General features: G+C 64.8%; 8 protein-coding genes. All 8 read right to left on the bottom strand.

Going from position 1 to position 13368, the window contains the following annotated elements; genetic code table 11:
- Window positions 1–41: 41 nt before the first annotated feature.
- A complete protein-coding gene (locus ABD770_RS06800; protein ID WP_344818769.1) occupies window positions 42–1331 on the bottom strand; it encodes an ABC transporter substrate-binding protein in 1290 nt (429 codons plus the stop codon).
- Window positions 1332–1387: 56 nt separating this feature from the next.
- Window positions 1388–3259 (bottom strand): glycoside hydrolase family 127 protein, encoded by a 1872-nt coding sequence (locus tag ABD770_RS06795; protein ID WP_344818768.1) that lies wholly within the window; start codon window positions 3257–3259, stop codon window positions 1388–1390.
- Between the two features lie 107 nt (window positions 3260–3366).
- Entirely contained in the window at window positions 3367–4371 is a 1005-nt protein-coding gene (locus ABD770_RS06790) for a LacI family DNA-binding transcriptional regulator (protein WP_344818767.1), read from the bottom strand.
- Window positions 4372–4534: 163 nt separating this feature from the next.
- Window positions 4535–6637: an ABC transporter ATP-binding protein gene (locus tag ABD770_RS06785; protein WP_344819880.1), complete on the bottom strand. Its 2103-nt coding sequence runs from the start codon at window positions 6635–6637 to the stop codon at window positions 4535–4537.
- A gap of 5 nt (window positions 6638–6642) precedes the next feature.
- Window positions 6643–7404, bottom strand: coding sequence for an ABC transporter permease (locus tag ABD770_RS06780; protein WP_425562743.1), 762 nt, complete (start codon window positions 7402–7404; stop codon window positions 6643–6645).
- A 104-nt stretch (window positions 7405–7508) separates the two neighbouring features.
- The gene (locus ABD770_RS06775; RefSeq protein WP_344818766.1) at window positions 7509–8459 is read right to left on the bottom strand and encodes an ABC transporter permease; all 951 of its coding nucleotides are present in this window, start codon (window positions 8457–8459) and stop codon (window positions 7509–7511) included.
- A gap of 73 nt (window positions 8460–8532) precedes the next feature.
- Window positions 8533–10086 (bottom strand): ABC transporter substrate-binding protein, encoded by a 1554-nt coding sequence (locus tag ABD770_RS06770; RefSeq protein WP_344818765.1) that lies wholly within the window; start codon window positions 10084–10086, stop codon window positions 8533–8535.
- 59 nt (window positions 10087–10145) lie between these two features.
- Window positions 10146–13157, bottom strand: coding sequence for a right-handed parallel beta-helix repeat-containing protein (locus ABD770_RS06765; RefSeq protein ID WP_344818764.1), 3012 nt, complete (start codon window positions 13155–13157; stop codon window positions 10146–10148).
- Window positions 13158–13368 lie beyond the last annotated feature (211 nt).

The following is a 13368-nucleotide window of genomic DNA, read 5'->3' as shown; positions in this document are numbered from 1 at the left end:
TCGAGGGGGCGGGCGCGACGGCCCCGCCCCCTCGTGCGGATCTACTTGTTCTTGTCCAGGATCGCTTGACCGTCCTTCTGCGCCTTGGCCTGGGCATCCTGCACCGAGCCGGAGCCGAAGACGGCATCCTGAATGAGCGTCGACCAGACACCGTTCGAGTCATTGATCAGTTCGTTCTCGACGACGCTGTAGGGCACGTGGCCCTGAGCGAGAGCCTCCGCGAAGACCTTGTTTCGCGGGTCCTTGTTCGTGTACACCTTGTCCGCCAGATCCAGCCGGATCGGCATGACCCCGTTGTCGGCCATGATCGACTGCGCCTTCTCGTCGGTGACCCACTTGAGGAACTGCCAGGCCCCCTCGGGGTTCTTCGCCCCGGAAGGGATGGCGATGTCATCGCCACCGGCGAAGGATGCGGTCTGACCGGATTCCGCACCCGGGATCAGAGCGACTCCCCAGTCGAACGTGGCCCCTGAGGCGGGGTCCGTGAGAGAGGTCAGGTAGAAGTCGCCCCAGTTGAAGATGCCGACCTTTCCCTGCTTGAAGGCGTCGCCGGCATTGGAGCCGCCGTCGGACTTCACCAGCTGCGGCATCGCACCGCTGTCCCACATGTCGCGGTACATCGTCAGCGTCCGGGTGACCTCGGGGCTGTCGAATTGAGCCGTCTGCCCGTCCTCGGAGAGCACGTTCCCTCCCTGCGCCCAGACGGACGGCCCCATCGAGAAGATGTTGCAGCCGCCGCAGGCTCCCGAGAAGGCGAACCCGTAGACGCCGTCGCCCAGTGCCGTGATCTTCTCGGCAGCCGCCTGGACCTCGTCCATCGTCGTCGGCGGCTTCTCCGGATCGAGTCCGGCCTTCGTGAAGAGATCCTTGTTGTAGTACATGACGGAGACGTCGCCGGTGAAGGGCAGCGCATAGGTCTTGCCGTCGTACTGCCCCTGGGAGACGTGCGCGGGACTCATGTCGTCCTTCCAGGGCAGGCTGTCCACCTTGTCGCTGATGTCCGTGAGAGCACCGGCAGACGCGAAGTACGGCGCGTAGACGAGATCCATCGAGGCGACGTCCGGTGCGCTGCCACCGGCTGCAGCGGTGCCGAACTTCTGCACGAAGTCCGCGGAGGGGACGATCGTGACCTCGACTTCGATGTCCGGGTGGGTCTTGTTGAACTCGTCGGCGAGCTTGTTGATGAAGCCCGACTGCGAGTCGCGAACCCAGACGCTGACAGTCCCGTTCCCGCTTCCGCCGTCGGTTCCTCCCCCCGAGCATCCGGACAGCGCCACCGCTGCGGTCGCGAGCGCGACAACGGCGGCGAGGGGTGTGATGTGACGCCTCATTGCGTGTTTCCTCTCTTCATGGTGGTTGCCGGCGGACCGGCGGGCCGTCCGGTGTCTCAGCTGGTGGGCAACCAGACGCGCATTGCCCCGCGGGACCTGTTGGCCCAGCGGAAGTAGGGGATGACGGTGATCGAGCCGAGGTCGTCGAGCGCTGTCGATGCCGTCGCGGAGTACAGCCCGGTGTTCCTCGAGCGGCGCGCGGAGCCGGGGATGCTGAGCACGGGCGCACCGAGTTCATCATCCCAGCCGGCGTCCTCGATCCTCGGGTCGATCGGGACGACGACGTCCTCGACCGCGACGCCCTCGGGGAGATCGGCTTGCTCCAGCGCGTACAGCACCGGGCCGCGACGCACGGCGAGCGACCCGCGGACCGCATCGACCCACGGATGCGCGGCTTGAACCTCGCCCTGCATCCCGAGCGCCAGCTCGATGACACGCGCGCCCGGCTGAACGTCGGCATAGCCGACGCCCGGCACCGGATGGTCGACTCCGTCGACAGTGAGCCCGACGTCCGTCGCCCAGGAGGGGATGCGGAGCTCGATCCTGGTCGTCGACGGGGCCGACAGTTCGATGCGGATCGTCCCGTCCCAGGGATATGCCGTCCGCACCGCGGCGCGCACGCCCTCACCGAGGTCGTATTCACCGTCGGCGTAGAGCTGGAACTGCACCGCGTCGTCGGAGCGAGTCAGAAGGTAGCCCCCGATGCTGGCCAGAAGGCGAGCAAGATTGGGCGGACAGCAGGCGCAGGCGTACCAGTCGAGTCTCGCAGACGGAGCGTCCTCCTCATGGTCGTGCCCGGTCCGCAGCTGGAGTGGATTGGAGTAGAAGAACGAGCGTCCGTCGATCGCCGTGGACACCGCGATCGCATTGTAGAGGCCGCGCTCCATCTCATCCGCGAAGCGCGAGTCGCCATGGAGCAGCAGCATCCGCCAGTTCCAGTGCAGATTGGCGATGGCGGCGCACGTCTCGGAGTACGCGCGGTCGGCGGGAAGTTCATAGGCATCGCCGAACGCCTCACCCCGATGGCGTGAACCGACGCCACCGGTGATGTACATCCGCTGCTCGTGCTCGCTGCGCCACAGAGCATCCAGCGCGTCCTGGTACCCGGATCCGGGGTCGTCGAGCTGCAGATCGGTGACACCGGCCAGAAGGTAGAGCTGGCGGACCGCATGCCCCGTCACCTCGCGCGCCTCTCGCACCGGCACCAGATCCTGGTAGTAGGCGCCGCCGAACTGGCCCTCTCCGATCGTGCGATGGCCTCGCAGCTCGACCATGCGGCGCGCGAGCTCGCGGTGACGCTGGTCGCCGGTGAACCGTGCGAGCTCGACCAGAGCGGTCTCGATCTCGGGGTGCCCGTCGATGTCATCGCGGCCGCCTTCTCCGAAAGTCTCATGGACGAGCTCCACGTACCGAAGAGCGAGGTCGATCAGATCCGTCCGCCCGGCATACGCCCACGCGATGGCGGCCTGGATCAGGTGTCCGAGGCAGTAGAGCTCATGCCCTTGCGCGAGATCAGTGAACCTTCGACCCGCACGCGGGCCCTGGAAGTATGTGTTGACATACCCATCCGGCTCCTGCACGGCGCGGATCAGCTCGATGGCCTCGTCGACGAAACCCATGAAATCCGAGACGTCTCCACGAACCGCCTCCCATCCGATGGCCTCCAGCGTCTTGAACATGTCGGAGTCGGAGAACAACGGACCGCGGAACGGAGCGGTGCTGGTACCTGCGAGGCGTCGGAAGTTGTCCAGCACGCCGGACGTCTCCAGTCGGTCGATGCAGTGCGGAATGGTCGCCTCGCGATTGAGCCTCTGCCACTCGCCCAGCAGCTGACCTCCGAGGCGGACATCGCGCAGATCGAAGGGGCGACGGGCCGTGCGGGATGCGGGGACGGCGGGGGCGACGGTCACTCGAGACTGACTTTCCACAGGGCTTCCTCTTCTTCATTGAACGGTAGTACACCGGTGCACTACGCCAAACCTACACCGGTGTACTACTGCAATGTCAAGAGAAATCTCACATCCGGCTCGAAGGATCAGACGGAGTCGCGTTCGACCAGCCGGTGGCCCGCCATGAGCAGCGTGGTGCCCATGCTCTCCTCAGGACTCGCAAGCCGCTGCGCCAGCAGTTCGACTGCCTTCTGCGCGATCCACTCACGCCCGGATTCGATCGTCGTCAGTGCCGGACTGCTGAATCGTCCCTCATCGACGTTGTCGAATCCCACGACCGCGACATCCTGCGGCACCCCCAGCCCCCGCCTCTGAAGCTGGCTCATGGCGCCCAGCGCAAGTGCATCGTTCAGTCCGAACACGGCATCGAACTCGACTCCTTCGTCGATGAGCCGTGCCACGGCATCGGCACCCGCAGTCCGATTCCACGGGATCGGGCCCACGAGAAGCCGTGGGTCGCATCGCACCCCCGCCTCTTCGAGAGCGCGCAGGTACCCGCGATAGCGACCGGCGGCCGCCGTCGGCTCCTCAGAGTCCTCCATCCCCAGCGCGACGATGCGTCTGCGCCCCGAACTGAGCAGGTGCGCGGTCGCGTCATGGGCTCCTGCCTCGTTGGCGACGGCGACGAAGTCGAAGCGCCCCTCATGCACTCGATCGCCGATCAGGATCAGAGGAATGGCCGTCGTCGCGTCGCGGATGTCATCGGGCGAGAGTGCGATCGGCTCGAAGATGATCCCGTCCACACTGCGCCCGCCCGTGCCGTTCAGCACGTCGAGTTCGCGTGTCCGCTTGCCGTCGGTGACCTCGACCAGCACATTGAGTCCGCGCCGCTGTGCCGCGCTCACGACGGCCTGCGACAGTTCGGCGAAGTACGGGTGAGCCAGTTCCGGAACCGCCAGTCCGATCGACCCCGTGCGCCCTGAGCTGAGGTTGCGCGCGGAGATGTTGACCTTGTAGTTCAGCTGCTCGATGGCCGCCTCGATCCGCTGGCGCGTCTCGTCCCGCATGTACGGGTAGCCGTTGAAGAAGTTCGAGACGGTCTTCTTCGAGACGCCCGCGATACGGGCGACGTCTGCCATCGTCGCTGCCATCCAGTCCTCCTGGGTCGATCTTAGGAGGAGTCGCGTGGCACATCGCCCAGGCTCAGCCCTGGGGCGAGCAGCTGCTCGCGCAGCAACCGCTGCACACGTTCTTCGTGCACCTTCGCGGTGCACGAACCGCACTCCTCGGACGCGGCTCCCTGTCCCTTCTGCACTATGCGTTGCGATACCTGGATCCGGTCTCGCGAACGGGCCCGAGATCTGCCGCATCCGCAGTCCGCCCGGCGGAGACCAGCTCCCCGGGGAAGTGGCAGGCCACCCGACGCCCGTCACCCACATCTTCGAGCACCGGCTTCTCGGTGGCGCAGATGCCGCGATCCTCTCGGTATCGGGGACCGATCGGACAGCGGGTATGGAATCGACAGGCCTGCGGCGGATCGATCGGCGTCGGTACCTCACCGCGCAGAATGATCCGTTCGACGCTCTTCGCGCTGTCCGGGTCGGGCTCCGGCACCGCCGACACGAGGCTCGCCGTATACGGATGCAACGGCGAAGCAGTCAGCGACGCAGCATCGCCCTCCTCGACGATCTCCCCCAGGTACATCACCAGAATACGGTCTGAGATGTACCGCACCGTCGCCAGGTCATGTCCGATGAACACGTACGCCAGCCCAATCTGCTCCTGCAACCGGCGCAGCAGATTGATCACCTGCGCCTGAAGGGAGACATCGAGCGCGGCCACTGCCTCATCGAGCACGATCAGCGTCGGGTCGACCGCGAGTGCTCTCGCTATCACGACGCGTTGGCGTTGGCCTCCGGAGAACTCGTGTGGATAGCGTTCCGCAGCTGCTGCATCCATCCCGACGAGCGAGAGCAATTCCACCACCCGTGCCGCGCGCTGCTCCGCATCGAGAACGCCGTTTCGCAGCGCTTCCGCAATGGACTGTCCCACCGTCATCCGGGGGTTGAGCGCCCCCATGGGGTTCTGGAAGACCAGCTGAACCTGCTGGTTGTATGCGCGTCGCTGTGCGCCTCGCATACCCAGAATCGACCGCCCTTCGAAGCGAATGTCGCCTTCGACCGGTTCCTCGATACCGAGGATGAGGCGTCCGAGGGTCGACTTGCCGCATCCTGATTCACCGATCAGCCCCACCGTCTCGCCACGACGAACAGCGAAACTCACGCCGTCGACGGCATGCAGAGTCTGCTTCTGCCTCCCGAACAGCGTCTTCGGACCCACCGGGTAGGTTCGTCGCACATCCTCGATATCGAGCACCACGCCCCCGGCTGCGTTCCGAGACTCAGCGACCTGTTCAGGTGCTGCATCGCGAGGCGGCACTGTGCCGTCCGTCAACGGCAGCCAGCACGCCCGTCTGCGATCTCCGCCCACGAGCGCGGGATCTTCCACCCAGCAGCGGTCGAATGCGCGCGGATCACGGTCCGCATAGGCGCACCCTTTCGGCGGCTTGCTCAACAGCGGCGGCCGGCCGTCGATCGCGACGAGCGGCAAACCCTTCGATCGCTCCAACGACGGCGTCGCACTGAGCAGATCACGAGTGTACGGATGCTGCGGTGCGGCGAACACCTCACCGACCGGTCCCGTCTCGACGATCTTGCCCGCATACATGACCGCAACACGATTGCACGCCCTGGCCACGACCCCGAGGTTGTGGGTGATCAGGAGCACCGCCGTCCCCTGCGCTCTGCCGAGTTCGATCAGCAGCTCGAGGATCTGCGCTTGGATGGTCACATCCAGTGCCGTCGTCGGTTCGTCGGCGATGATGAGCTTCGGCCGATTGGCGAGCGCCATCGCGATCATGACGCGCTGCGACATGCCGCCGGAGAACGCCAGGGGATAATCGGCCATGCGAGCCTCAGGGTCGGGGATGCCCACGTCGGCGAGCAGTTGGATGCTGCGGCGCTCCGCCTCCCGCCGCCCGATCGAACCGTGCGCGCGTATCGTCTCGACGAGCTGGTCCCGCACCTTCATCAGCGGATTCAACGAGCCGATCGGATCCTGGAAGATCATGCCGATCCCCTGCCCACGGATCTCCCGCTGCTCCGCATCCGACAGCGAGAGGAAGTCGGTCCCGTCGAACTCCACGGACCCGGACTCCACGCGTCCCGGTGCGCGCACCATGTTCAGAATCGACGTCGCGGTGACGGACTTGCCGGAACCCGACTCCCCGACGAGAGCAAGGACCTCTCCATGTGCGATGTCGAAGTCGACCCCGCGGACCGCTGAAACCGGCCCGTCGTCGGTGTCGAATGTCGTGTGAAGATCCCGAACACGCAGCACGGGGGCGACGGATTTCATCTCAGTCATCGCTTGAGCAGTCCCTTGTTCAACCCATCCCCGACCAGATTGAATGCGAGAACGAGTGCGGTCACGACGATCATGGGAGCGATCGCGTACATCGGCGCACGGTCGAGAAAGCTGATGCTCGTGCGAAGCAACGAGCCCAACGACGGCTCGGGCGGTCGGACACCAATGCCGACGAAGCTCATCGCGCCTTCGAGGAAGACAGCGAGCGAGAGGCTCACCGCCGCCTGGACGATCAGCGCATCGAGCGCATTGGGCAGGACATGGCGGAACAGTACGCGCAGCGGAAGCACACCGACGATGCGCGCCGCCAGCACGTACTCCCGCGAACGAAGGCCCCGGATGGCGTTGCGTGAGAGCCGCCCGAACAACGGGATGTTGACCAATGACACCGTCACGAGCACTGCAACGAGTCCTGGCCCGATGAGCGCGGCCACCGTCACGCCCATCACAAGGCCTGTGAAGGCCAAGGAGACGTCGAAGGCGCGCTGGACGAGCATGTCGAGCACTTTGTGCATCGTGCTCACCGCACCGAGGATCGTCCCTATGACGGCACCGATCGGTACCGCGATCGCACCGACTATCAGATCCTGACGAATTCCGTAGAGCACGCGTGTCATGAGGTCACGCCCGAACTCATCGGTTCCCAGCAGGTGTGCGGCACCGGGCGGGAGAAACGCATCCGGCCCCTGGTCGACCGGTGAGTACGGTGTGAAAAGCGGCGCGGCGATGCCGACCGCAGCCGCGACCACGATGATCACGATCCCGACGATCGCTTCAGGGCTGCGGAGCCCGCGCAGGAGCGAGCGACGCCGTGAGCGCTTCGCGGGTGCGGTTGCCATGGCGACGGTGTCAGTGACGGCGGTCATTTCAGTTCCAATCGGATGCGCGGGTCCATCGCCGCGTCGACGACGTCGTTGACCAGTTGGACGATGATGAAGACGGCGACGGCGATGAGGAGCAACGCCTGCGTGAGGAGGTAGTCGTTGCCGTTCACCGCCTGCAGCAGAAGCTGCCCGATGCCCGGCCACGCGAAGATGGTCTCGATGATGATCGCACCGCCGAGCATCTGACCGATCTGCAGACCGAGCACGGTGATCACCGGAGGCAGAGAATTGGGAAGAACGTGCGCGCCGATCAGACGGCGGTTGCGAAGCCCCTTCGCGATGCCGGTCTGAACGAAGTCCTGGCCGAGCGTCTGCCGCAGCGACGCCGCCAGGAACCGTGCCAGTGTGGCCGCGGTCGGCAAGCTCAGAGCGATCGCCGGCATCAGCAGGTACTGCCAGCCCAGGGAGAAGTCCCGCAGGCCGGGGCCCATGCCGCCGGGGGGCAGGATGCGCCAGGTGACGGCGAAGACGAGGACCAGCAGAACACCGGTGACGTACGTGGGCACCGCGATTCCGAGCGAATTGACGCCGGAGAGCGCTGTGCGGAGGAACGACGAACGAGTGGTCCCCATGATGTAGCCGACGATGCCGCCACCGATGACAGCGATGATCGTCGCAGCGGTGGCCAGCATGATCGTGTTGCCGAGGCTCTGACCTATGAGTTCCGAGATCGGCGCCTGCAGAAGATAGGAGGTACCGAGGTTCCCGGTCAATACGCCACCGAGCCAGGTCAAGTACTGCACGACCAGCGGTTTGTCGAGGCCGAGTTCGGAACGGATCGCGGCAATCGTCTGGTCGTCGGCATCCGGCCCCGCGACCAGTGTCGCCGGATCGCCCGGTGCGAGACGGATGATCACGAAGATGGCGACCGACGAGATCAGAAGGACGACGATCGTCGCCGGCAGGCGACGAAGGATGTAACGCAGCATCACAGCTCCCTGAATACCCTGAACAGCCCGGTGGTGCGCGCCGAAGCCCGCACCACCGGCCGGCGATCACCTACTACTTCTGCAGGTACGCTTCGTCCAGGATCAAGTAGTCGAGCATCGTCTCGTCCAGACCCTTCAGCGAGTCACTGATCGCGTAGGTGTGCGTAGAGAGCACCAAGTCGCTGACGAACTGCTGGTCGAGCAGGAATTCGTTGACCTGATCATAGGTCGCCTGATCGATGTCGCCGCTGCTCTGCCAGATCTTGTCAGCCAAGGCCCGGTACTCGTCGCTGTCGAAGCCGGATGCGTTCTTATCGGCATTGAACGGGAAGGCGCCCTTGATCAGGGTGGCTGGGTGCAGTTGCCCGAAGCCGTGCCCGGCGAGGAACAGGCCGTCGAACTTCGCCCCTTGCAGCCGAGAGGTGAAGTCGCTGGCTTGAAGCGGCATCAGCACCGGCTTGAGGCCGGCTTCCTGGAGGTCGTATTCGATCACTTCAGCCATACCCGCCGAGGGGGGGAAGCCCGAATTGAAGTAGATCTTCACGCTCTCGCCATCGGCGCCCGCCTCGCTGAGCAGGCTCTTGGCCTTGTCGATGTCGCGCTCGAAGTGGTTCGCCTTGTCTGCGTCGTAGGCCGGCGAGCTCTCCGCCCAGGGGAGAGCTGTTACCGTCCCGATTCCGCCGTCGACCTGTTCGAGGATGCGTTCACGGTCGATGGCGTAGGAGATCGCCTGCCGGACCCGCTTGTCTTTCAGGACCGGCACCGACACGCTGGATCCGATGTACTGCGCAGAGTCGTTCGCGTCGGATCTCACCAGATCGAAGCCGGGCTGGTCCTCGATGCTGGCGGCATCCAGCGGAGACAGATCCAGCGCGAGCTGACTCTGTCCGGCCTTCAGCGATGAGAGCATCGACTGCGAGTCCCGCACCACGGTGAATCTCACCCCGTCGAGATGCGGGGCCCCCTTCACCCAGTAGTCATCGTTCTTGACCAGATCGGCGCCTTGCCCGGGGGAATAGGACTCGACCTTGAAGGGGCCCGTCCCGTTCATGTTCTTCCCCGACAGCATTCCGTCCGGATCGGTGCCGTCGATGATCGGCATCATGAGGAACAGGTCCATGTAGTTGCTCATCGCTTTGCCGAACGTGATCTGCACCGTGTGATCGTCGACGGCCTTCTTCTCGGTGATCTCCGCGGCGATGTGTTTGGTCTGAGAGGGCACTTCGGGACGAAGAAGCGTATCGATGCTCGCGAGGACATCGTCGGCGGTGAACGCCCGCCCGTCATGGAAGGTCACATCGTCGCGGAGGGCGAAAGTGATCTGCGTGCCGTCGTCGGAGAGCGTCCACGACGTCGCGAGCTCGGGCAACGGCTCCAGCGTCTTGTGGTCGTACTGCACGAGCGAATTGAAGATCGCGCGCTCCACACTCATGTTCGGATTGTTCTGGGAGAACATCGTGTTCGGCGAGATGTCGGCCGACTGGACGATGGTGAGCGTCCCGCCGTCCGTGGCCTCACCGTCGCCCGATGACTCGGCCTGCTCCACTGCCGAGGCGCACCCTGCCAGGAGCACAGCGGTCAAGGTTGCTATTGCGAGAGCTGCCGTTCGGCGGCGATTGTCTTTCACCTGTGACTCCTTCGTCGATAAACCGTCTTGACTCTTGTCATAATAATTACTACCAGCAACTAATGCAAGCGACGCCTCCTCACCATCAGGCCGGCAGCGAGCGCCAGCAGAATCACGGCCGCGCCGACGGGCGCCCAGGGAAGCTCCTGCCCGGTCTCCGCGAGTTCATCCGATCCGAAGGACACCGTCGCGGCGGGGGCCCCGTCATCCGCACCCACCGATGCAGTCGGCTGCCCCGACGGCGATGATCCGCCGCCGTTCTGCTCCTCGTCGGTGTCCGACGGCCATCCGACCAGGATCCCGTCACCCAAACGATCCTGTTCGGCACGGACCTCGGCATCCGAGATGACCGTGCGCTCTCCGAGCGGCACGGCGACGACGGTGCGTCCCGACTCATCCGTGTACGCCGTACCGGAGCTCTCACCGACGGTGACCGTCACCGGCTCATTCGCGCGGAACCCACGAACCTCGAACGCCGCGCTGTTCCCCGCTTCGACCACGGCCGGGCGTTGCGGAACGATCGAAGGACCCTCGCTTGCGGACTCCCCCGCATCCGCCGCTTCGCGCTCAACGGGCTCCGTCTTCACCGTGTCGGCCGGCTTCGGATCGGCCGGCACAAGACCGCCCTCCGACTCCTGCTCGAGCACGATGTCGTCGACGGCGAAGGAACCATCATTGCGCGCACTGCTGGGAACCTGAACCCGCAGCGCAGCGATCGGCTTCACGCTGCCCACGGCGCCGGTACCGAGCAGCTCTCCATCCACGGCCACCGTGAACCTGTCGCCGCTGCGCTCGATGACCACGTCGTACCAGGTGTCCGCAGCATACGACTCATCGGTGTCGGTGAAGTACGCATTGTCCGAATACGACCACACGCCGATATCGGCGAGCGAGATCCTCGCCACAGCACCACCGTCCGCATCGAGCAGGTGCACCCCGAGTGCGCTGTCGGTCTGTGCGGCGCGCACTGCGAAGGCGACACGGTCCGGCGACTCATCCTCCCCGAAGTCCCAACGAGCGACATTCGTGGTGGATTCGATTCGTTCGATCCTCAGGGAACGGTCACCGTCAAGGTCGGCGACACCCGAGCCGTTCGCGTCCGTCCGCGTCCATCCCACAGGGACGTCTCCCTCGATGACATCGTCGAAGTCCTCCGCGGCGATCTCGGAATACCTCTGTGGCACGGTGATCACACCGGTCACGGGACGCACTCCGTCCTGCGAGAAGGCCACAGGATATCTCCCCGACGCAGTCTCCGCGGGGACGGCTATCCGCACCTCCGTCTTCGCGGACTCGCCCGACGGCACCTCGGGCAGACCGGGGACCCCGACGATCTCGAAGTCCGGAGAGACGCTGACCGTGACAGGCCCACCAGGCACATCGTGCGCACAGGGATTCGTCGATGTGAGTGTGAAAGCGGCGATGCCATCCACCACTGTGCCGCCCTCCGCACGCAGTCTCGCGGTGCATTCCACGCTGTCGGGGGCCGGGAACCCGTCACCCTGATAAGCGCCGATGTTGACCGGTTCCGCATCGCCTCCGGGAGCGGGCGTATCGAAGAAGTCCGTCGTCCCCTCCTCCGGCCGCGGGATGCCCGCACCGATCGCCGGACTATCGGAGAGCAACCGGTATCCGTCTGGCTCGTAGCTGCGCGGGTCGCTGAGGGCAGCGTCATCGGTGACGATGTTGTCGGACTCGGCGTCCCCGATGTCGACCCCTTGGAAAAGGTTGTCATGCACGTTCACGCCGGTCGGCACGCCGTACGTGATCCTGCCCTCGCCCTCGGCGACGATGAGGTTGTTGAACACATCGACCGTCGCATTGGTCCCACTGCCCAGCCAGAACTGCTGAGCCGTCGAGTCGGAGTAGATCGTGTTGTTGTAGATCTGCGCGTCCTTGACCGGTCCGCCGCACCCGTTCTGAACGACACGGGCGCCCTCGTTCACCGAGATGTTGTCGTGGACCCTCGCGTTGATCGTTCCACTGTTGTCCGGACACAGGAGCAGAAATCCTCCCTCGTTGTCACGAGAGAAGTTGTAGCGAATGGTGATGTCGTTCGTCGCGTGGTCGATGTCGAACGCTTGTGTGTCGTACGTGCTCAGCCCGTTCATCACGCGGTTGTACTGGAACGTCACGTTGTCGGCGTTCGCCGTCCACAGCCCGGCATTGTTCGACTTGGACCGGCGGTTGAAGCCGTCGAGCGTGTTGTGCTCGACCACGCCACCATCCACGTTGTGGAGGACGAGCCCGTCTCCGCCGATACTGCGGAGTTCATTGCCCGCCACCAAGACGTCCGTGCTCGGCGCCCAAGGCTGATCGCAGAAGTTGCCCCAGCGATTGAGCATCGGCCGCTGACACCAATTCGACCAGAAATAGATGCCCTGCCGGTCCACATCTTCGATGCGGTTGTTGAGGATCTGAAGTCCCTCGAACCACGTCGGCGTCTTGTCTCCCTCGGCATCGACGATGATGCCTCCGGTCGCGGTGTCGGTCTTGCCCTTGAAACTTCCGACAGAGCCGGGATCGGCAACCGCCGGGAGTGTGCCTCGTACGTCGTGGATGTACATGCCTTCAACGCGGATCCCCTTCAGCGCACCGCCGTCCTCGCCCGTGATGGCGACCCCCCTGCGCTTCTGGATGTTGTCCCCCGGAGCCACGACCTCGAGGTCGGTCAGATGCAGAAAGCTGTTGTTCTTCAGCAGCACGCCGTTCTCCGCGCCGTCCGCGTCGATGACCGCGCGCGTCGCCGCATCGCCGTAATCGGCGATCACGACCGGAGCCGCCTGTGAACCGCCGCCTTGAGGGGCGAACTCTCCGTTGCAGGTGGCCCCTCGGCGGAACAATGCTCTATCGCCTGCTGTCAGCATGATCGCATTGATCTGGTCCAACGACGTGAACGGCGACGCTTCTGAGCCGTTGCCATCGCCCTCGGCCGAACAGTCGATGTAGTACGTCGTCGCGTCATCAGCCGCCATCGCCGCCGACGACAGACCGAATGTCACGGATGCCGCAGCGGTGAGAATCGTGACCGCTGTGATCGCCGCGCCGCGCGCGTGCTTTCGAAGAGACATGCTCCGACCTTCCTCCGATTGCGGTCCATCGCTTTCGGCTGGGCTCCCTCACCCCGCCACGTGCCGCGCATCTCGGAGAAAGATTAGTTACATGCGACAATTAAGTCAACGACTATTTGCCGACAGCTTTTGTCCGCGCGTGGGAAGTCCTCCTTCTCCCCGTGACGACGGCCTCGAGGAGAGCTGCACGATCGCGTCGCACGAGGTACGC

It is taken from the genome of Microbacterium soli (assembly GCF_039539005.1).
Lineage (GTDB): Bacteria > Actinomycetota > Actinomycetes > Actinomycetales > Microbacteriaceae > Microbacterium > Microbacterium soli.
The sequence above is the reverse complement of the archived record's forward strand: the minus strand, read 5'-3'. Positions and strand labels throughout refer to the sequence as shown.

Excerpts from the sequence above, each read along its gene's own strand:
- ABD770_RS06775 (WP_344818766.1), bottom strand. The coding sequence starts at position 8,459 with ATGCTGCGTTACATCCTTCGTCGCCTGCCGGCGACGATCGTCGTCCTT.
- ABD770_RS06785 (WP_344819880.1), bottom strand. The coding sequence starts at position 6,637 with ATGAAATCCGTCGCCCCCGTGCTGCGTGTTCGGGATCTTCACACGACA.
- ABD770_RS06800 (WP_344818769.1), bottom strand. The coding sequence starts at position 1,331 with ATGAGGCGTCACATCACACCCCTCGCCGCCGTTGTCGCGCTCGCGACC.
- ABD770_RS06790 (WP_344818767.1), bottom strand. The coding sequence starts at position 4,371 with ATGGCAGCGACGATGGCAGACGTCGCCCGTATCGCGGGCGTCTCGAAG.
- ABD770_RS06765 (WP_344818764.1), bottom strand. The coding sequence starts at position 13,157 with ATGTCTCTTCGAAAGCACGCGCGCGGCGCGGCGATCACAGCGGTCACG.